Origin of the sequence: Rhizobium sp. ZK1 (assembly GCF_047782645.1) — a bacterium.
Taxonomy (GTDB): domain Bacteria; phylum Pseudomonadota; class Alphaproteobacteria; order Rhizobiales; family Rhizobiaceae; genus Rhizobium.
In genome coordinates this window covers 2,016,660-2,036,460 of record NZ_CP180587.1, presented here as the reverse complement: position 1 = coordinate 2,036,460, position 19,801 = coordinate 2,016,660, and the positions used below count along the sequence as shown (strand labels likewise).

The 19,801-nt window shown below is 59.9% G+C and carries 20 protein-coding genes; 10 read left to right on the top strand and 10 right to left on the bottom strand.

The window, feature by feature from the left end; genetic code table 11:
• Positions 1-124 precede the first annotated feature (124 nt).
• A complete protein-coding gene (locus ACK9YZ_RS32005; RefSeq protein ID WP_416067479.1) occupies positions 125-1,012 on the bottom strand; it encodes a LysR family transcriptional regulator in 888 nt (295 codons plus the stop codon).
• A 108-nt stretch (positions 1,013-1,120) separates the two neighbouring features.
• On the opposite strand from ACK9YZ_RS32005, the gene ACK9YZ_RS32000 reads away from it, so the two are divergent.
• From ACK9YZ_RS32000 to ACK9YZ_RS31985, 4 genes are all read left to right on the top strand, one after another.
• Positions 1,121-1,741, top strand: a complete 621-nt coding sequence (locus ACK9YZ_RS32000) for a glutathione S-transferase family protein (RefSeq protein WP_416067478.1) — start codon at positions 1,121-1,123, stop codon at positions 1,739-1,741.
• Positions 1,742-1,784: 43 nt separating this feature from the next.
• Positions 1,785-2,555, top strand: coding sequence for an enoyl-CoA hydratase/isomerase family protein (locus ACK9YZ_RS31995; RefSeq protein WP_416067477.1), 771 nt, complete (start codon positions 1,785-1,787; stop codon positions 2,553-2,555).
• Positions 2,556-2,646: 91 nt separating this feature from the next.
• Complete coding sequence (locus ACK9YZ_RS31990) at positions 2,647-3,324, top strand: peroxiredoxin-like family protein (RefSeq protein WP_416067476.1); 678 nt, start codon at positions 2,647-2,649, stop codon at positions 3,322-3,324.
• A 55-nt stretch (positions 3,325-3,379) separates the two neighbouring features.
• Complete coding sequence (locus ACK9YZ_RS31985) at positions 3,380-4,093, top strand: SDR family oxidoreductase (RefSeq protein ID WP_416067475.1); 714 nt, start codon at positions 3,380-3,382, stop codon at positions 4,091-4,093.
• 40 nt (positions 4,094-4,133) lie between these two features.
• Here the strand turns inward: ACK9YZ_RS31985 and ACK9YZ_RS31980 are convergent, their stop codons facing one another.
• From ACK9YZ_RS31980 to ACK9YZ_RS31965, 4 genes are all read right to left on the bottom strand, one after another.
• Entirely contained in the window at positions 4,134-4,424 is a 291-nt protein-coding gene (locus ACK9YZ_RS31980) for a hypothetical protein (RefSeq protein ID WP_416067474.1), read from the bottom strand.
• 607 nt (positions 4,425-5,031) lie between these two features.
• Positions 5,032-5,391 (bottom strand): carboxymuconolactone decarboxylase family protein, encoded by a 360-nt coding sequence (locus ACK9YZ_RS31975; RefSeq protein WP_416067473.1) that lies wholly within the window; start codon positions 5,389-5,391, stop codon positions 5,032-5,034.
• Between the two features lie 50 nt (positions 5,392-5,441).
• On the bottom strand, positions 5,442-5,876 hold the full coding sequence (locus ACK9YZ_RS31970; protein ID WP_416067472.1) for an ArsR/SmtB family transcription factor: 435 nt from the start codon (positions 5,874-5,876) through the stop codon (positions 5,442-5,444).
• Positions 5,873-6,520, bottom strand: coding sequence for a peroxiredoxin (locus ACK9YZ_RS31965; RefSeq protein ID WP_416067471.1), 648 nt, complete (start codon positions 6,518-6,520; stop codon positions 5,873-5,875). Before ACK9YZ_RS31965 ends, ACK9YZ_RS31970 begins: the two co-directional genes overlap by 4 nt.
• A gap of 128 nt (positions 6,521-6,648) precedes the next feature.
• On the opposite strand from ACK9YZ_RS31965, the gene ACK9YZ_RS31960 reads away from it, so the two are divergent.
• From ACK9YZ_RS31960 to ACK9YZ_RS31940, 5 genes are all read left to right on the top strand, one after another.
• Positions 6,649-7,587 carry an MBL fold metallo-hydrolase gene (locus tag ACK9YZ_RS31960; RefSeq protein ID WP_416068475.1) on the top strand — a complete coding sequence of 313 codons (939 nt, stop codon included), beginning with the start codon at positions 6,649-6,651 and terminating at the stop codon, positions 7,585-7,587.
• A gap of 50 nt (positions 7,588-7,637) precedes the next feature.
• Positions 7,638-7,799 (top strand): hypothetical protein, encoded by a 162-nt coding sequence (locus tag ACK9YZ_RS31955; RefSeq protein WP_416067470.1) that lies wholly within the window; start codon positions 7,638-7,640, stop codon positions 7,797-7,799.
• Positions 7,800-7,812: 13 nt separating this feature from the next.
• Entirely contained in the window at positions 7,813-9,489 is a 1,677-nt protein-coding gene (locus ACK9YZ_RS31950) for a TIGR01244 family sulfur transferase (protein WP_416067469.1), read from the top strand.
• 22 nt (positions 9,490-9,511) lie between these two features.
• Positions 9,512-10,303: a sulfite exporter TauE/SafE family protein gene (locus ACK9YZ_RS31945; RefSeq protein ID WP_416067468.1), complete on the top strand. Its 792-nt coding sequence runs from the start codon at positions 9,512-9,514 to the stop codon at positions 10,301-10,303.
• An 836-nt stretch (positions 10,304-11,139) separates the two neighbouring features.
• Positions 11,140-12,408, top strand: a complete 1,269-nt coding sequence (locus ACK9YZ_RS31940) for a ferric reductase-like transmembrane domain-containing protein (protein WP_416068474.1) — start codon at positions 11,140-11,142, stop codon at positions 12,406-12,408.
• 342 nt (positions 12,409-12,750) lie between these two features.
• On the opposite strand, the gene ACK9YZ_RS31935 is transcribed toward ACK9YZ_RS31940, so the two are convergent.
• Positions 12,751-13,521, bottom strand: coding sequence for an adenylate/guanylate cyclase domain-containing protein (locus ACK9YZ_RS31935; RefSeq protein ID WP_416067467.1), 771 nt, complete (start codon positions 13,519-13,521; stop codon positions 12,751-12,753).
• Positions 13,509-14,027 (bottom strand): hypothetical protein, encoded by a 519-nt coding sequence (locus ACK9YZ_RS31930; protein WP_416067466.1) that lies wholly within the window; start codon positions 14,025-14,027, stop codon positions 13,509-13,511. Before ACK9YZ_RS31930 ends, ACK9YZ_RS31935 begins: the two co-directional genes overlap by 13 nt.
• 238 nt (positions 14,028-14,265) lie before the next feature.
• On the opposite strand from ACK9YZ_RS31930, the gene ACK9YZ_RS31925 reads away from it, so the two are divergent.
• Positions 14,266-15,026 (top strand): IS5 family transposase gene (locus ACK9YZ_RS31925; protein ID WP_221111278.1). Its coding sequence is split into 2 segments (ribosomal slippage): positions 14,266-14,593 and positions 14,593-15,026, totalling 762 coding nucleotides; the frame shifts between segments, so codons are not numbered across the junction.
• A 76-nt stretch (positions 15,027-15,102) separates the two neighbouring features.
• On the opposite strand, the gene ACK9YZ_RS31920 is transcribed toward ACK9YZ_RS31925, so the two are convergent.
• The 3 genes from ACK9YZ_RS31920 to ACK9YZ_RS31910 all read right to left on the bottom strand — a co-directional run bounded on the left by ACK9YZ_RS31920 (position 15,103) and on the right by ACK9YZ_RS31910 (position 19,781).
• Positions 15,103-15,246, bottom strand: coding sequence for a hypothetical protein (locus ACK9YZ_RS31920; RefSeq protein WP_416067465.1), 144 nt, complete (start codon positions 15,244-15,246; stop codon positions 15,103-15,105).
• 276 nt (positions 15,247-15,522) lie between these two features.
• Positions 15,523-18,771: an efflux RND transporter permease subunit gene (locus ACK9YZ_RS31915; protein WP_416067464.1), complete on the bottom strand. Its 3,249-nt coding sequence runs from the start codon at positions 18,769-18,771 to the stop codon at positions 15,523-15,525.
• Positions 18,768-19,781, bottom strand: coding sequence for an efflux RND transporter periplasmic adaptor subunit (locus ACK9YZ_RS31910; RefSeq protein ID WP_416067463.1), 1,014 nt, complete (start codon positions 19,779-19,781; stop codon positions 18,768-18,770). Before ACK9YZ_RS31910 ends, ACK9YZ_RS31915 begins: the two co-directional genes overlap by 4 nt.
• Positions 19,782-19,801: the final 20 nt, after the last annotated feature.

Genomic DNA, 19,801 nt, shown 5'->3' with positions numbered 1-19,801 from the left:
AAATTAACGAGAGACGTCCGGTACAACGGTATCGGTCGAGCTTGTCTCGACAGGCTTCATCTTTGGATGAGATAGGAGATTCCGCCCTTTAGATGAGAGGTTGCGTTGACAACGCCGGCCAATCCTACGCGCTTTGCGCAACAACCACTGATCCTGCGAAATCGGCGAAGGCACGCGCTTTCGCACTTGCCAACCTGCCGGTCGGGAAGACAGCCCAAAGATCGATCCTTGGAAGTTCCCAGTCTTCCAGGACGCGCCGCACCGTGCCGTCGGCTAATTCCGGCGCAAACATCCAGTCGGAAGCAACCGCCAGGCCCATATGCGACAAGACGGCGGTTCGGATGCCTTCCGCGGCACTGAACCGGGCCCTGCCGGTGACGGCCACGGAAGCTTCCGTTCCCTCACGGCTGAAGATCCAGTTGTTGCCAAGCTGGGTATAGACGACGGCCTGGTGGGCCGCGAGATCAGCCGGCACGAGCGGCATGCCGTGACGTTCGAGATAGGCGGGCGTCGCCATCACGGAGCGGCGACCGGTGGCGAGCCTCCTCGCTACGGCAGAGGAATCGGCGAGCTCGCCCATTCTCAGCGCCACGTCTATACCCTCGGATATGAGGTCGATGACGCGATCGTCCAGGACGACGTCGACGTCGAGATCCGGATGGCTGTCCATGAACTGTGACAGATGCGGCAGGACCATGATCCTGGCAAAGGTGGTCGCTGCGCAGATCCGGAGGCGGCCCGACAGGCCCGCGCCAGAGCCCTTTGCTTCCAGCTCCGCCTCGTCGGCTTCCTGGATTGCTGTTCTTGCCCGCTCAAAGAAACGCAAGCCTGCATCGGTCGGCGTCAGGCCGTGGGTGGAGCGGATGAGAAGGCGGACCTGCAGGCGATCCTCCAGTTGCGCGATTGTTTTCGAGATCGCCGGCTGGCCGACGCCGATCTGGCGAGCCGCCGCTGAGAACGACCCCGTCTCCACCACCCGCACGAAGGCGGTCATCGCCTGTAGTCTGTCCATTGCCTATTCTCCTTCGGAATAAGCGTTATCGCCTCGACGCGCCTGCCGCAAGGTGAGAGGAATGGTCATAACTGCCTCCAACGGAACACGATCCGATGGAGATGAACGATGATCGAAGTCCACGCCTTTGCCACTCCGAACAGCGTCAAAGTGCTGATCGCGCTTGAAGATATGGGGCTGCCTTACACGCTGAAGCCGGTGAACGTTCGCAAGGGTGAACAGAAAACCGAAGCGTTTCTTGCTCTTAACCCAAACGGCAAGGTGCCGGTCCTGGTTGATGGCGGTTTCGTTCTGACCGAGAGCGCCGCGATCCTCGTTTACCTCGCCGAGAAGACCGGCAAGCTCCTGCCGCAGGATGGTATCGGCCGCGCCCGCGTCTTCGAACAGCTCTTCTTCCATGCTTCTGGCTTGAGCCCGGCCTTCGGCAACGCTGGCTTTTTTAAACGCTCGTCGCCCGAACCGCAGCCGATTGCCGAAGCCCGCTTCACCACCGAAGCCGAACGACTCCTCGGGCTGCTGGACGCCAAGATCGCGTCACAGCCTTTCGTGGCCGGTGAGGAGTTCACGATTGCCGACATCGCCCATTTCGGCTGGATGTCGCGGATACGATTTCCTGGCCTGACCCTCGATGGCCACCCAAACCTTTCCCGCTGGTTCGAAACCGTGGCTGCACGCCCCGCCGTCCAGCAGGCCACTGCTAGGGCCGAAGCCCTTGTGCCCGTCGCCTGATCGCCCCACCCACCAATTCCACCAGACACACAGGAGTACACCCATGTCCAAATTTGAATCCTACAAGAACAGCTTTCCGAACGCCCGCCTCACCCGCTCGCCAAGCGGTGTGCTGGAGGTCGCGCTGCACACCGACGGCGGCAAGCTCGTCTTCAATGGCCACACCCATGAGCAGTTCGTCGATCTCTTCCACCAGATCGGCGCTGATAGCGAGAACCGCGTTGTCATCCTGACCGGCTCGGGCAACGCCTTCATGGACGCCATCAGCCCCGACGGCTTCGATTTCTTTTCACCCCGCGGCTACGACAAGATCTTTCGCGAGGGCCGCAAGGTCCTGATGAACATCCTCGACATCGAGGTGCCGATGATCACGGCGCTCAATGGCCCGGTCCTTCTGCACTCGGAATATGCGCTTTTGACAGACATCATTCTTGCCACGCCGGAGACTGTCTTCCAGGACAAGCCGCATTTCGATTTTGGGATCGTACCCGGCGACGGCGTCAACCTGCTTTGGCCGGAAGTGATCGGAAGCATCCGCGGCCGCTACTTCATCCTGACCCGCCAAGTGCTGGATGCGGCGACCGCCAGGGACTGGGGCGTCGTCAACGAGATCGTCCCGGCTGATAAATTGCTCGCCCGTGCTCATGAGATTGCCGAGGGCATTGCCGCCCTTCCGCCGCTGACCTCCAGCTACACCCGCATTGCCCTGACCCAGAAGCTGCGGCGGATCATCGATCAGGACACAGGCTATGGCCTCGCGCTCGAAGGCATCAGCGCCGCGGAAGTCGCCCGCTCCATGGCCGCCAACGGCTGAGCAATCCCCCATTCATCTCCGGACTTCAGGGCAGTTCCCGAAGTCCGGCATGCTCGAAACCGAAACTCACCTCAATCCAAGGAGAATGACCGTGACCCTGCAATCCAAGCTCGACGCCTTCAAAGCTGATTTCGAAGCCGGCAAGCCGCCCTATAACGTACCTTATTCGGTGATCGAGACGATGCGCCGCGCCACCGCCGAGCTGATTGCCTCAGGTGCGGCACAGAAGGCGCTGAAGGCTGGCGACAAGCTGCCGGAATTTTCACTCTCCGACCCCGAGGGCAATCCGGTCTCGTCTGCCGATCTCCTGGCACACGGCCCGCTGGTGATCAGCTTCTATCGCGGCGTCTGGTGCCCCTATTGCAATATGGAGCTTCAGGCTTTGCAGGAAGCGCTGCCGCAGTTCGAGGCGCTTGGCGCAAAGCTTGTCGCCATCTCGCCGCAAAACTCGGTCAACAGCCGCAAGTCGGTGCGCCAGAACAATCTGACCTTTCCGATCCTGTCGGACCCGCAAAACGATGTCGCCGCCGCCTTCGGCCTGCGCTTCGAGATGCAGGACTACTTGGTCGATCTCTACGAGTCACTGAAAAACGACCTTCCGGCCTTCAATGGCGACCCGAGCTGGACCCTGCCGATGCCTGCCCGCTACGTCATCTGCCAAGATGGCGTGGTCCTCTACGCCGAAGTGAACCCGGACTATACCCGACGTCCCGAGCCGGAAGACATGCTGCCGGCATTGCGCCGCGCAGCAACCCGTACTGCCGCCTGATCCGATCCACACCAGAGCACCCTGCCTCGTCGGAGGTGGGGTCGAGGATTGTCCCATGAAGAGAAGATTTTTAATTACTGGCGCCAGCAAGGGCATCGGCCTTGCTCTGGCGAACCGTCTCGCCCAACAGGGCCACGAGGTTATCGGCGTCGCCCGCAATGCGACCGATGGCTTCCCTGGCCGTCTCCATCCTCTCGATCTTTCCGACCGCGCAGCCGGCGACGAACTTACGGCCATTGTCCGCGCGAGCGAGATCGACGGGATCGTCAACAATGTCGGGCTTGTGCGAGCAGAGCCGCTGGGCGATATCGCTGTCGAGACGCTCGAAGAAGTGATGCGCGTCAATCTGCATCCGGCTCTGGTTGCGACCCAGGCGGCACTCCCTGGCATGCGCACGCGCGGCTGGGGCCGGATCGTCAACATCTCCAGCCTCACCGTCCTCGGCAGTGTGCAGCGGACCAGTTATGCCGCCGCGAAGGCGGCACTGGTCAGCTTCACCCGAAGCTGGGCACTAGAACTCGCTGCCACAGGGATCACGGTCAACGCAGTTTCGCCAGGCCCAACGGAAACGGAGCTGTTCAGGGCCAACAACCCGGCCGGAAGCGGCGGCGAGGCCCGTTATCTCTCCGCTGTTCCGATGGCCCGCTTTGGCAAACCCGAAGAGATCGCCGCGGCGATCGCCTTCCTCCTGTCGCAAGACGCCGCATTCATCACCGGTCAGACGCTGCATGTCGATGGCGGTGCCTCAATCGGGAAGGCGTTGGCGTGAACGAATTCCGTCGCCCGCGTCTCGTTCAGCCGAGGTCATGTCACCACGGCAGAGACGCGTTGAAGCGATCGACGTAGCGCAGGCCGGGTTTACCCCTTTTTGCCTCGACCATATCGACGACGAGCGGGATGCTCTCTTCAATTGAAAGCAAGGCATCCGAGCCGCCCATTTCGGTGCGGACCCAGCCTGCAACGACAAGGAGCAACGTGTGACGCTCCTCCTCATGCTGAACGGTGTAGCCCTTCATCAACATGTCGAGCGCCGCCTTGCTGGAAGAATAGAGTTGCCAGGATCCCTTGGCGTTTTGGATGCTACCAAGTTCCGACGTCATGATGGCGATTGGCCGCGCAGATCTTACAGTCGCCGAAGGTCAAGCGCACGCAAGATTATATCACCGGCCGCTACGGCTGATACGCATTTTGTCACGGAAAGTCTGCGTTCCTACCGGCCCGCTAATTGCCTACCAAACCCTTGCGCCGGCCAAGTCGCCTCTTGTTCTCTGGCAGGTAGGAAGAGGACGGTCACCGGATATTGCCGACATCGGAGGTTCCGCCATCTCTGAACAGACTGTCCCACTGGGAGCCATTGGCGGAAAACTCGCCCCGAGATTGTGGATATCCTGCCACAGCGCCTGGATCTTGACGATGTGCTCACCGATCGCAGTCGGCGCACCAAGCTTCACCTTAGATAGGGCGCGGCCAAGGAATGGTCGGCGTCAGGATGAGTGTCGAGAATCCATATGATCTCGATGCCGATCCCTTCACATACAGTAGGGTTTCATCGGCGCGGGCTTATCGACGGCGCATGCCGGAGCATCGTCTCCGAGCGCCGGATCGACGAAGGCACCTTTCATCGTATCCGGGTTGTGGAAGACATATTGCAGCTTCCCTTCGGCTTGTCCCAGAACGACTGGACGATTGGATAGGACATTGTCCTGATCACGCCGCGTGGGGCGCAGCGCCCGAAAGCTGCGTGAAGGCCTCGAGCGCCTGAGCGGCATACATCAGCGAGGGACCAGCTCCCATGTAGACAGAGACACCCATGGTTTCGACGATTTCTTCGCGGCTTGCGCCAGCTTTTGCTGCACCCTCGGCATGATAGGCGATGCAGGGTGCACAACGCGTGGCGACGCCGATGGCAAGTGCGATGAGTTCCTTGGTCTTGTGATCGAGCGCCGTCCCGGAATGAGCGGCTTTAGACAGATCAGAAAAAGACTTCATGACATCCGGTCCAGCCTGGCGAAGATCCTTGAGGGCGCCATTCATATTTTCGATCAGAGCCTGCCAATCCTGTACCATCTGCCTCATCCTTTCGACCGGCGCCTCGCCCGGTATTGTTGATCTGGTTTTCAGTCGGCCTGTTCGAGCCGGGCCCAATGCGCCATCTCGCCGAGAAACCCTCCGGTCGATACCGGCGGAGAGGTTCCTCCAGGAGCAGAGACAGCCTGCGACATTGGAAGGACTTGCGATGAACCAGCGCCGCAGAAGACTTGCATCAGCATCTTCATGACGACGGCGACGCGGTCGTCGGCGATCGAGTAATAAACCTGGCGAGATTCGCGCCGTGTCTGGACCACTCCTGCCTGTCGCAGCTCGGCCAGTTGCTGTGAGAGCGCTGGCTGCTTGAAGTCCAGATCCTCCTGGATTTCGCCGACGGAGCGCTCCTTCTGCGTAATGTGACACAGCAGCATCAGTCGGCCTGGCGTGCCGAACAGGCGCATGAAGTCGGCTGCCTCGACCACTTTTTCCTGCATCATCTCGAATGAAAGAGTGGGATCGTTCATGCGCGGCGCTCCCGGTAATACCAGGACTGGCCGTCGGCCATCTGCTCGGCATCGTCCACGGTAGCAGCTGCAGGCTCGACAAGCGCATCGCCGGGGTGCCAGCCCTCGGGTGTCAGAGCGCATTCACGCTGCGACGTCTGCAGGGCCTCGACCAGACGCAGCAGTTCCTCGACGGAACGACCGACATTCATCGGATACCAGACGATGGCGCGGATGACGCCTTCCGGGTCAATCACATAGGTTGCGCGAACCGTACCGCTGTTCTCGGATGAGGCATCCAGCATGCCGTAAGCTCCGGCGACCACCATCGCCGAATCCTCGATCAGCGGGAAGCGCACCTTGACGCCAAAGCTACGCTCAATGTCGCGGAGCCACGCGACGTGAGCGTAAAGGCTATCAACCGAAAGCCCGAGCAGATCGCAGTTCAACTTCTCGAACTTCTCCTGCGCCCTGGCGAGCGCGATGAACTCGCTGGTGCAGACGGAGGTAAAATCCGCCGGGTGCGAGAAGAACAACAGCCAGCGCCCGCGATAGCTCGAAAGCGAGATTTCGCCGGCTGTCGAGCGCGCGGCAAAACCTGGCGCCTTGTCGTTCAGGCGAAGCGCCACCGGCGCTTCCTGCTGGTTCGAATTCATCGCATCCATTTCCAATCTCTTCCGCCGATAAAGTCCTGCCCTGGCTATAGCGGAGGCTCAGTTTCATGACTATTGAAAATACATACTTGCATAGTTATTGTAAATATGTATTTTATAGCTCTTATCAGGAGGCAGACATGGCCGACATCGCAGTTGATATCCCCCTCGCTCACGCGTCAGCCGTTGTTCACGGCTCGCTCGAGGATCCGGGAAAACGCGCTCAAGTGCGTTCGTTCTTTGATCCCGCGACATTTACGATCAGCCACGTCGTTAGAGACCCGGGCTCGAGCGCATGCGCGATTATCGATAGCGTCCTCGATTACGATGCAGCGTCCGGGCGGACCAAGAACGTATCCGCGCAAGCGCTCATCGATTACATAAAATCTGAAACTCTCGAAGTGCAGTGGCTGCTTGAGACGCATGCTCATGCAGATCATTTGTCGGCCGCACCGTTTCTACAGAAGGAAATCGGCGGGCAGCTGGCTATCGGCCGGGAAATCATCCGCGTTCAGGAGGTTTTCGGAAAGATCTTTAACGCAGGTACCGAGTTTCAGCGCGATGGCAGCCAGTTCGATCAGCTGTTTCAGGACGGCGACCGCTTCAAGATCGGCAATCTCGATGCGACCGTCCTGCATGTCCCAGGTCATACGCCAGCCTGCCTCGCCTATGTCGTCGGTGATGCCGTCTTCCCCGGCGATACGATGTTCATGCCGGACTATGGCACGGCACGCTGCGACTTTCCCGGCGGCGATGCCCGGACCCTCTATCGCTCCATCAAGCGGCTAACGCGGTTGCCGGATTATGCCCGTATGTTCATGTGCCACGACTACAAGGCGCCCGGTCGTGACGACTATGCGTGGGAAACGACTGTGGGTGCAGAGCGCACCGGCAACGTCCATGTCCACGAGGGCGTCAGCGAAGACGAATTCGTTACGATGCGCAACGCCCGTGACGCGACGCTTTCAATGCCCAAGCTCATCCTGCCATCGGTGCAAGTCAACATGCGCGGCGGACAGATGCCGCCGGCCGAGGATAATGGCGTGCATTACCTCAAGATCCCGGTCAACACTCTCTAAAATCGACTGGCATTCCCAATGTCTGACCTTAGCTTCATCTGGCTGCTCTCGTGACCTCCTTGTCGGCCTTTCGGCAGCGCCCCGGTTCGGCAATCGCATCACTCTTCACGGGTCGCTGGGAGGCGGCCCTGTTCGCCGTGGCCATGTTGGCCGCCATGTTCGCCTATCGCATCGTCTCGTCCCGGCAGGTCGCGCCGCTTCGGGCTCACTGAAGGAAGAAGCCTCATGGATATTCGCAAAGTCGACGACAGCATCAGTGTCGCGCCGCAGATGAAACTTGAAGACGTGCACGAACTCGCCCGCCTCGGTTTCAAGTCGATTATCTCCAACCGGCCGGATGGCGAAGAAGATGGTCAGCCGAATGCCGACATGGTCTGCATGGCCGCAGAAGGCGCCGGCCTTGAATTTCGACATATCCCTGTCGTCGCATCCAGCATCGGCGATCGCTCCGTGGCACTATTTGGTGAGGCGATGAAGGACCTGCCAAAGCCCATACTTGCCTTCTGCCGGTCGGGAACGCGTGCTGCGACCCTTTGGGCGCTTTCGCAGGCGCCGGAGATCGGAGGCGATGCCGCCCTGAAAGCCACCAAAGCCGCCGGATACGACCTGTCGAAGCTTCGCCCCCGTCTGTTTCCAATGCCTGATGCGAAAGATCTGAAAGCCGCATCGGCCTGCGATGTGCTGATCGTCGGCGCGGGAGCTGCGGGGATTGCCACCGCCGCCAGCCTGCTGAAGCGACGCAAATGCCTTAATATCGTGCTTGTCGATCCCTCTGAGCGGCACGCCTACCAACCCGGATGGACCATGGTCGGCGGCGGTATCTTCAAGCCCGAAGATACCGTCCGGCCCATGGCCGATGTGATCCCGCACGGAGTCAGATGGGAAAAGGCGTCCGTCGCCGAGTTCGACCCCGAGCATGACTGCGTTGTCTTGTCCGACCATCGCCGCATCAACTATCGCATGCTGGTCGCGGCTCCGGGCATCAAGTTGAACTGGGCGGCAATCGAGGGTCTGGAGGAAACACTCGGCCGTAATGGCGTCACCTCCAACTACCGATACGACACCGCGCCCTATACCTGGTCATTGGTTCAGAACCTCAAGGGCGGCCGCGCCCTGTTCACGCAGCCCTCCATGCCGATCAAATGCGCCGGCGCGCCCCAGAAAGCGATGTATCTCTCCGGCGATCACTGGTTCCGCCAGGGCCGGATCAACGACATCACCATCGAGTTCCACAATGCCGGACCGGTCCTGTTTGGCGTCAAGGAATACGTCCCGGCGCTGATGGAATATGTCAAAAGGTATCGGGCTGACCTGAACTTCGGATCGAAGCTGCTTTCGGTGGACGGACTGAAGAAGGAGGCTCGTTTTGCCCGGACAGCGGCAGACGGCACTGTCACTGAGGAGACGCTCGCATTCGATATGATCCATATCTGTCCACCACAGGTCGCGCCAGACTTCGTACGCAACAGTGCGCTCGCCAATCAGGCTGGATGGATCGAGGTTGACGAGGTGAGCCTCCAGCACAAGCGCTACCCGAACATATTCTCGCTCGGCGATGCTGCGGCCACCTCGAACGCGAAGACGGCTGCAGCCGCCCGCAAGCAGGCCCCGATCGTCGCTGAAAACGTGCTTGCCGCGCTCGACGGAAAACCGACGCGGGCGGCCTATGACGGGTATGGTTCCTGCCCGCTCACCGTCGAGCGCGGAAAGATCGTGCTCGCCGAGTTCGGCTATGGCGGCAAGCTGCTGCCGACCTTCCCGACCTGGTTAATCGACGGCACCAGGCCATCGAGCCTTGCCTGGTATCTGAAGGCAGAGGCTCTGCCACCGATCTACTGGCACGGCATGCTGAAGGGCCGCGAGTGGCTTGTCAGTCCGGAACTCAAGGAGAATGCTGCCTGACGGGTAGCTTCGGAATAAGCGCATGATGCTCGATCCGCTGCAATATGGCCTCGGAGCCTTCTCGGGAGGATTGGTCGGATTCACGCTCGGTCTTTTTGGCGGCGGTGGCTCGATCCTGGCTGTCCCGCTGATGGTCTACGTCGTCGGCGTGCCGAGCGCACATCTGGCGATCGGCACCAGCGCGTTCGCCGTCGCCGCCAACGCGTTTGCCAACCTTGTCGGCCATGCAAGGCTTGGCAACGTCAAATGGCGCTGCGCCGGCGTTTACAGCGTTGCGGGTGTCGTCGGCGCCTTCATGGGCTCAAGCTTCGGCAAAATGGTCGATGGCCAAAAGCTGCTCATCCTGTTCGCCCTGCTGATGCTGGTCGTCGGCGTGCTGATGTTTCGCAAACGCGGCGCGGAGGGAAATCCCGGCGCCCAATGCTCACGTGAGAATATACACAAAGTGGCAGGATTCGGTGGCCTGACAGGCATCTTCTCGGGCTTCTTCGGAATTGGCGGAGGTTTCCTGATTGTGCCAGGACTGATCGCATCGACCAATATGCCGATCCTCTACGCCATCGGCTCGTCGCTTGTCGCCGTCACGGCCTTCGGTCTGACCACCGCGCTGAACTACGCGTTTTCAGGCTATGTGGATTGGCTACTCGCGGCGATCTTTATCGCGGGCGGCGTCCTCGGCGGCGTCGCAGGCTCATACCTCGCCAGGCATCTCGCAGCGCGCAAGGGTACGCTCAACAGCCTATTTGCCACCTTAATTTTGGTCGTCGCCGCCTACATGCTCTACCGGAGCCTCGGCTCGGCATTGCACGCCTGACGAACACCGGGGAATTCGTCGTTCTGACGCTAACATCGCTCACCTTCATCGGCATCATACCAGGCACTGGCTGTTCGGCGCATCGTTCACGGCAACCTCGATGACCGGCTTCACCGCGCTTGCTGCTGGTGGAGAAGGAGAAAGCAGCAACCACGCTCGCATGTTTGGCGGAAAGGAACCGAGAGGCTTGCCATGTCAGTCCGACGCTGTGCATCCGTCAAGACGATGATGTTGACAGGGGTCAATGAAGTCCGACCGCCAATGCAGTTCCCTGAAATCTCAATTAAGGAAAAAGGGAGAAGCATCATGAAAAAAAGCGGCATACGCTTCTAATTGTGGCTTTGGCCACGACTGTCTTGACGGAGTTCCTTGCCGAAGCGCAGGATCATTTCAAAGCGGCCGATCAGGCAGCGACGGACAGGTGAGCCCATGGGAATATCGGCGCGGCTGTTGGTACTGATTTGAGTGCCCGCGTTCGACCGAACTGAAAGCGTTTTGCTCGACTTTGCCAATTCTCCCCGGTCGCGATGCCGTTTCGATGGAGGAGTTCCGCTACTCTCCACTGGCCTGCGTGTAATCAGGTCGATGTCGCATGATCGCCCAGTGCCTGCGACTGCAACCGATATCCCATTCTTGTTTTGCGATCGAAAGTCAAAGGAGGCGGAGGCGTGAATACTGACCGTGATCGCCGAATATCGGGTTCACGCAGACAGGGTCTGCCAAGATGGGCGCTTGTCGCACTTTATCTTGGCTTCGCAGCTCTACCGCTTTTCCTTTCCGCAATCGGTGACATTCCGCCTGCGGGTCCATTCGCAGAAGGTGCGGCGGCAGCCGGGATGGTTGGCATGGTGATGATGGTTGCTCAACTGGGCAGCAGCGGGCGCGTCCCTTTCCTGTCGGGGCGGATTGGCATCGATGTGACCATGGCATTCCATAAATGGGCCGCGCCCGCCGCTTTGATCCTGCTGGTAGCACACCCGATACTTCTGGCCGGGCCATTCGATGCCACAACCCCCTCTCGCACACTGGTTCGGCTTGGGAACCTGTTGGCCGCTCCAAGACTGATAACAGGCTTGCTGGCACTAGCCCTCTTCCTCCTGATCACGCTGGCGGCCATCCTGCGTGATCGCCTGCCTGGGAGCTATGGACTGTGGCGGCTGAGCCACGGCATTCTGGTTCTGGCAGCGCTGCTCTTTTCTCTGAAGCATATACTCGCGCAGGGTACCTATGCCGCCGATGAGCGACTGAGGCTCTTCTGGCTGGTTCTGACACTCGGCTCGATCCTGATCTGGCTTTTACGGCATTTAACCGTCTGGCGCAGCCCGCCATGGCGGGTGGCAAGTATCACACGCATGGCCGACCGGCTTTGGCTCCTGCAGCTTGAAAACCAGCGCGGCCTGCGCTTTCGGGCCGGACAGTTCGTCTGGCTTCGCTTCGGTCGCAGATTTTCGGACCATCCCTTCTCCATCGCGTCGGCGCCTTGCCAAAGGCGTCTCGCGTTCCTTATCCAGGAGTCTGGCGATTTCACCTCGCGGATCGGAATCGTGCCCGTCGGGTCACAGGTTGCGATCGATGGTCCACATGGCAGCTTCACCCTCGACGGACTGCCGGAAAGCGATACGCTCATTCTGATTTCGGGCGGCGTCGGATTGGCGCCTATCGTTTCCATTCTCTCTGATGTCCACCATCGTAGCGAATACCGCCGGATACGGCTTGTCCACACGGCCCGCAGTCGAGCTGCGCTCGTCAAGCTCGAAGTTTTGCAGTCCACCTGCCCGTCGGCCGAGATCACGATTCTGGCGGATGACGCAACGGCTGCCGATGCGCCGGTCGGCCGTGGGCCGCTCACTCTTGAGCACCTGCGAAAGCTTTTGACCGATGTCGAGCCGTCTGCCGTAAATGTCTTGATTTGCGGCCCGAGTGGTATGATGACGTTTGCGGCCGACGCCCTGCATGCAATGGGCGTCCCGCTCGACCGCATACGATACGAACGCTTCAGCTATGGCGGTGGCCCCGTCTCAGTGAAAGATTGCCGTATTCTCAGAGGATTTGCCGGCCTGTGCGTTGCCGTCATGGCCCTCGCATTCGGCTTCGCGTTACGCTGACGGATCATTGCGCCACCAGCCAGTCGATCAACGCTACCCTCTTAGCCTCATCTGGCCCGTGGTGATGGGCAAGCAGCGATGAAAGGACCTCTCTTCGAATGGCCGGCCCCTGCGGAAGTCTTCGCAGCACGGATGCGGCCGAGGCATGACACCGGCTGCAGCGCTCCTTAAAAAGCTCGGCTCCGTCGGTGGCTTGTTGTGCAACGGCTGGAAGCGTCAGGCAGAGGACGCAAAGTACCACGACGATAAACCTGATCATTGCGCTAAACCTTCGGCCATCGAGGGCGCCCATCTCATATACCTGGCAACTTCATACTATCGCCGGCATCCCACAAGTCCCGTTCAAATCTTTGGCGCCATGAGAGAGACTGAATCCTGTTTGCCACGAAGCGGCTCCGAACTGATAATTTCCCATCCGTCACCTTCATTTGCGGCACTCACGACATCCCTAGAGGCGAGAAACGGGACTCTAAATTGCTTCGTCGCCTGCTCGATACGCGAGGCAACATTTACCACATCGCCGATAATCGTGAATTCGCGCCGGTTCTCATGCCCAATAATACCGCAATATACCTTTCCTCGGTGCACACCTAAGCCGACGGTGAGGTGATGCGATGTGAGAGAATCGATATGCCATTCCGCGATGAGTCGAAGAATATCGCGCGCGCAGTTCAATCCTCGCCTTGCGTCGTCGGCGCTTGGATCAGGCACCCCGAACACGATCATCGCCCCGTCACCGATGAATTTGTCTATCACACCGCCGTTTTCCTTGGCTGCACGCTGAACGATTCTCCGAAAGGATGAGATGAGTTGCGACAGCGCCTTTGGGTCGAGTCCTTCGGCAATTTGCGTCGAATTCCTGATATCGACAAACAGCACGGTGACGACCTGCCGTCGCCCCTGAATCCATTCATCGCCTTCAGCAACAAGAGGAACGATTTCAGGCGGCAGAAATCGAGCCAATGCAGCGGTGGCATAGGCCTGCTTCTCTGCTTGGATCAGCAATGACCGCGCGCGCCACATTACGACAACCGAGGCCAGACCGGTCAGCAGAATGAGGCACAAACGCATAATTGAAGGCAACAGGGAAAAAAGCCGCTCTACACCCGGCAAGGATGCTGACTGAGCATCAGAAGCAGGTGAGAGACCAATAAATACGCCAAGGCAAAAGCAGATAGAAGAGTGGAGCAGATCTGAATAGCAGGTCGATAGCGAAGCGCACCAACCGTTAGCAGAAGCGGGATAGCCCAGATTACCGGGGCTGCAAAAACCCACTCTCCCGAAAGGCTATTCAGCTTAAGCGACAGATAGCAGACCGAAGCGATCATGATTGCATCGATGATCGCGAACACATATCGCATCCACGAGCGGAATTGCCCGTGGCGGATCAAAAGCAAGGCGAGGATCCCAGTTAGGAAAAAAGTTGCCAGAGCAAGCATGGATGGCAACTGCACTCCGAAAGCTCTGTCCATTTGATTGAGGGAAAGCGCCGAAAAATGCGGAATAGATAGAATGAGCGCTGAGAGGAGTCTGAGGAATGCAAGCGTTCTTTCTGCCTCCATTTCAGCATCCAGGAATATCTTGTGGTTTTTCGGCTGCCCACTCGAAGAGGCTACCATCGTTCTGCCCTTCAAAATTTACACCTGCACGTTTCAGGTTCTGCCTCTGAAGATCTTCCATCATCCGAAATCGCATGCTCTCTTGCGTGGCCAACCCAAGTCAATAATGGTCCATCGCAATCCCGATCTCGTCTTGCCGCCTTGCACAATTGCAACTGACAAGGCCCTAGGTCGTGTGGACTCTTGGGATTCCCAAGGCTGAGCAAATCAGATTCAAGACTGTCTTTTGGAGGCAGTCATGGGTGTATTGGACCGGTTGATTCTACGGGACGAGCAGTGGGAGCGGATATCGCCGCACATCATAGGTGACGATCGGACGCGGGGGTCTTCGGGCCGCGATAACCGAATGTTCGTGGAAGCCGTGCTTTGGATCGTACGCACGGGCTCGCCTTGGCGTGACCTGCCAGAAGTGTTCGGCGAGTGGAACAGTGTCTTCCGACGTTTCAGCCGGTGGAGCGAGAAGGGCATCTGGTGGCGCATGTTTGCAGCGATGTCAGATGATCCGGACTTCGAGTATCTGATCGTCGATTCCACCATCATCCGCGCCCATCAGCACGCTGCCGGCGCAAAAAAGGGGCTGAAGATCAAGCCCTTGGTCGTTCCCGTGGCGGCCTGAGCACCAAAATCCACATGGCGGTGCGTGGTCTCGGCTGCCCGGTCCGCTTCACTCTGACCGCCGGCCAGAAGGGCGATGCGCCACAGGCCGATGCCCTGATCGAAGGCCTGCCCGCCGATATCGTCATGGCCGACACCGCCTACGACAGTGATCGTCTGCGTGATGCAATTGCGGACAAAGGCGCTGTGGCGGTGATCCCCAATAATCCCTCCCGTGCCAAGAAACACAAGCTGGACAAGCACCTCTATGCCCAGCGCCACCTCATCGAATGCTGCTTCTCCAAGCTCAAGCACTTCCGCAGGGTCGCAACGCGCTTCGAGAAAACAGCACGAAACTATCTCGCAGTCGTCACAATCGCCGCCGTCGTGCTATGGATCAGATAATTGTCCACACGACCTAGAGGGCGCGACCTTGCGGAGTTCGTTTCTCCGTTGGTGTCCGCCCCCAAAGAACGAAGCCTCACACTGGCTTGCGGGCGACGAGGTCAACAAGCGCTGCCATGCCATCGTGCCCTGGTCTCTCGCGCAATTCGCTGTCGTGTTCCTTGAGATGGAGGATGTCGAGCGTGCCGAAGGCGGTGCACAGCTGCGACGCAGTATACATGAAAATCGCTGATTCCACCGCAGGAGGTCTTCGCGTGTCGGGGCGTCATTCATGCCTTCGCCTCGATATTTGGGACAGTTTTATCGATGAGACCATGAGGAGATGACCACCATCGATCACACTTCCTCTCTACCGCAGGCAGGCCGCGCCAATTTGATCACCGGCGGAAGCGCTCATATCTTCCAGGAGAGATTTCGGTGCCCTGAAGAGTAGCCCGCCGAGCCGCAAAGCCAGTGGAGACGGCGATATAGTGGCTCATGGAACGACTTTTCTGTTTCAGCTTGAGATCGGAGCATTATCGACCGGTTCAGGAGATTCGGGTGACGGTCGATCCGGATGCGGGCCTCCCCTCAGCACGACATAGATGGCCGGGATGACGAGCACCGTGAGGAGCGTGGAGGAGGCAAGTCCGAAGAGCAGCGAGATCGCCAGACCCTGAAATATCGGATCGGCAAGGATCACCACTGCACCGATCATCGCCGCAAGCGCAGTGAGCAAGATTGGCTTGAAGCGGATAGCGCCTGCCTCCAGCAGCACGTCGATGAGCGGCCGTTCAGGCCGGCGCGCATGCCGAATGAAATCGGCAAGCAGGATCGAGTTGCGCACGATGATGCCTGCAAGAGCGATGAACCCGATCATCGAAGTCGCCGTGAACGGCGCGCCGAACAGCCAGTGCCCCAGCATGATACCGATGAAGGTGAGCGGAATCGGCGTCAGGATGACGAGCGGCAGCTTGAAGGAACCAAACTGGGCGACGACGAGTATATAGATGCCGAGGATCGCCACCAGGAAGGCCGCTCCCATGTCGCGGAAGGTCACCCAGGTCACTTCCCATTCGCCGTCCCACAGAAGCGTCGGGTGGGTCTCGTCATCTGGCTGCCCGTGAAGCGCAATCACGGGCTTTGGCAGGTCGCCCCAGTCGATCTTGTCGCTCGCCTCCTGCACGGCGAGCATTCCGTAGATCGGTGCCTCGTAGGCGCCCGCAAGCTCGGCCATCACCATCTCGGCGGCGCGGCCATTGTGCCGGAAGATCGGGTAGGATGCGGCTTCGCGGGCGACGCTGACTACATCGCCAAGCTCGACCACACCCCGCCCGCCGGGCAGAGCATTGGCAGGAACCGGCGTCGTCAGCGCGCGCTCGTCCAGTATGTCGGCTTCCTTCGGCAATGCCATCCGGATTGGGATCGGCTGGCGGCCGCCGCGATGGGAATAGCCGACGGTAGCGCCGCCATAGAGATAGCGCAGCGTATCGTAGACGTCGGTCTGCTCAACCCGGTAATATTCGAGATTGTCCTGGTCAATCGCAATCCGCAGCCGCTCCGGATGGTTGTGATAGCTGTCATCGACGTCGACGATGAAGGGGATGCTTGCAAAGACCTCGCGCACCTTGCCGGCCACCGCTCGCCGGGTTTCGGCATCCGGCCCATAGATTTCGGCCAGCAGGGTGCCCATCACCGGCGGACCAGGTGGTGGTTCCACCACTTTCACCACGGTTCCTACGGCAAGGTCCAGCCCGCGGAGACGCTCGCGCATCTCGAGCGCGATCGCATGACTGGCGCGTTCCCGCTGGCCTTTGGGCGAGAGGTTCACTGTCACCTGTCCCTGTTCGGGATTTGCGCGCATATAATAGTGGCGCACCAGTCCGTTGAAATCGAATGGCGCCGCCGTTCCTGCATAGGTCTGGAACGAAACGATCTCGGGCACCACAGCGAGCCGGTCAACTGCAGCCTGCAGCGCACGATCTGTAGCTTCCACCGACGATCCTTTCGGCAGGTCTAGGACGACCTGGAGATCCGATTTGTTGTCGAACGGCAGAAGCTTCACCGTCACATGCTTGGTATAGAGGAGCCCGAGCGACGCCAGCGTTGCGACGCCGACAATCAGGAGAAATGCCAAGGAGCGCGCTTTGGTCTTGAGTATCGGCCGAGCGACCGCGACATAGAGCCGGCCGAGCATGCCACCTGGGTCTTCCGCGCCGTGTCCTACGGCACCGTGCTCCGTGCTGGCCTTCAGCATCAGCCATGGCGTGAGGATCACCGCCACAAAGAAGGAAAACAACATGGCGGCGGAAGCATTGGCAGGGATTGGGCTCATATAGGGACCCATCATGCCTGACACGAACAGCATGGGCAAAAGGGCGGCCACGACGGTCAGCGTCGCAACGATGGTTGGATTGCCGACTTCCGCCACCGCGTCGATGGCTGCTTCTCTACGCGAACGGTCATCGTGCATCGCCCAGTGGCGCGCGATGTTCTCGATGACGACAATTGCGTCGTCGACCAGGATGCCGATCGAGAAGATCAGCGCGAAGAGGCTGACGCGGTTCAGCGTATAGCCCATGATCCACGCGGAAAACAGCGTGAGCAGGATCGTCGTCGGGATGACGACGGCGACGACAATGGCCTCCCGCCAGCCGATGGCGATCGCGACGAGCACGATGATCGAGACCGTTGCCAATGCGAGATGGAACAGTAGCTCGTTGGCTTTTTCGTTGGCGGTCTCGCCGTAATTACGGGTGACCGTCATCTCCACATCCTTCGGGAAGATCTGGCCACGCACCTGTTCGAGGCGGTGCTGGATGTCCTCGGCGATCACCACGGCATTCGTACCGGGACGCTTGGCAATGGCAAGAGAAACCGCCGGAGCCCGCTCCAGCCGATCCGCAACCTTGCGGATGTCGGTGACGCGGTTTTCCGCCGGCGAGGTCGCCAGCGCGACGTTTGCGACATCGCGCACGTAGACGGGACGACCATCGCGCGCTGTGAGCAGCAGGTTGCCGATCTCAGGCAGCGCTTGCAGGGTCTGGCCGGCCACGATGGCCCGCTGGCCGCCGTCGTCACGGACGGTGCCGATGCGGAACGAGCGGTTGGCGCCGTCGATCTTGGCCGCAAGCTGCTGGAGAGTGATGCCGTAGAGCGAGAGCTTTTCGGGATCCGGTTCCACACGGAATTGTTCCGGCTGCTCGCCGACGATATAGGTGAGGCCGATATCCGATAGCTTGGACACTTCGACCTGCAGTTCCCGCGCCAGTCGGGTGAGGTCGTTTGCCGACCAGCGCGCGACCGCCACCTCATTCGGCCTCAGGGTAACGACGACAATCGCCACGTCGTCGATACCGCGGCCGACGATCAATGGTTCGGGAATGCCGACCGGAATGCGGTCCATATTGGCGCGGATCTTCTCATGCACCCGCAAGATGGCGGCATCCGCATTGGTGCCGACCTCGAAGCGGGCGGTGACCAAGGTCCCGTCGTCCTGTGTCTGCGAGTAGACATGCTCCACTCCGTCAATGCTCTTGACGATTGTCTCGAGCGGTTCAGTGACAAGCTTGACGGCATCCTCCGCTTTGAGCCCGTTCGCATCGATATGAATATCGACCATCGGCACGGAAATCTGCGGCTCCTCCTCGCGCGGCAACGTCAGCAGGGCGACGATGCCGAGCGCCAGCGCGGCCAACAGGAAAAGAGGCGTCAGTGATGAAGCAATGAAGGCGCGGGTGAGTCCGCCAGCTATACCGACTTTCATGGCAGCAGGACCCGATCGCCGTCACCGAGGCCCGACAGGATCTCCACGCGCTTCATACCGTCCTGATCGAAGATCTCGCCCAGGATCACGGCAACGTCCATTTCGTCATCGGCGGTGGCCACCTTCACGTAATCGACGCCATGGACCGTGCGGACCGCTTCCGGCGGCACCGACAGGACGGTGCGCTTGCCGACGGGGATGGATACGAGCGTACGTTCCTTGACGAAGTAGTCGCCGATACCTGCGACCTCGACGTCAGCGAGCACGCGTCCATTGGTGATTTCCGGATAGACCTTGACGATCCGCCCTGGGCGAGCGGGCATAACTTCACCAGGCAACCGCACCAGCCCTCGCTCTCCGACCATGACCTGCGAGCCCTGTACGATTTCCGCGGCATGGCGCTCCGGCAGCGAGAGACGCAGATAATAGGGTCCAGGCGCAACGCGGGCGATCTCCTCTCCCGGCAGGACGACGGAGCCCAGGGTGACCGGCACGGTGAGCACCCGACCGGCCGCCGGCGCGAGAACCTCGCCTTCACGGGCGTTCTGCTCGATTACCGCCTTTTCGGCCCGAGCCGCGGCGACCTGGTTCGTGGCAACCTCGAACTGCATCCGTGCCTGGTCCAGGCGGGCTTGGCTTGCAGTACCCGTCTCCCGGAGTTGCTGCGACCGTTCAAGCTCGATACGCGCATTGGCGAGCTGCGAATTGAGCGCCTCGATTTTGGCATCCGCGGCGCTGAGCTGAAGTGCAAGCTTCTCGTCGACGATGAGGGCGATGGTCTGACCTTCCCGGACCTGATCGCCTTCGCTGATGTGGATTTCCTGGACGGAACCGCCGATGCGGGCGCGAGCTGGAACGACGATATGGCTCTCGACCTGGCCGAAAACCGCCTTCATCTCGGTAATCGTGACAGGTTTCACAACGAACTCGGATGCGCTGGCATGCTGGCCTGCAAAGGCCGCCATCGCCAGGAGAACAACGCCGGAAAGATGAAAGACAGGTCGAAACATGGAGCAACTATTCTTCCGGG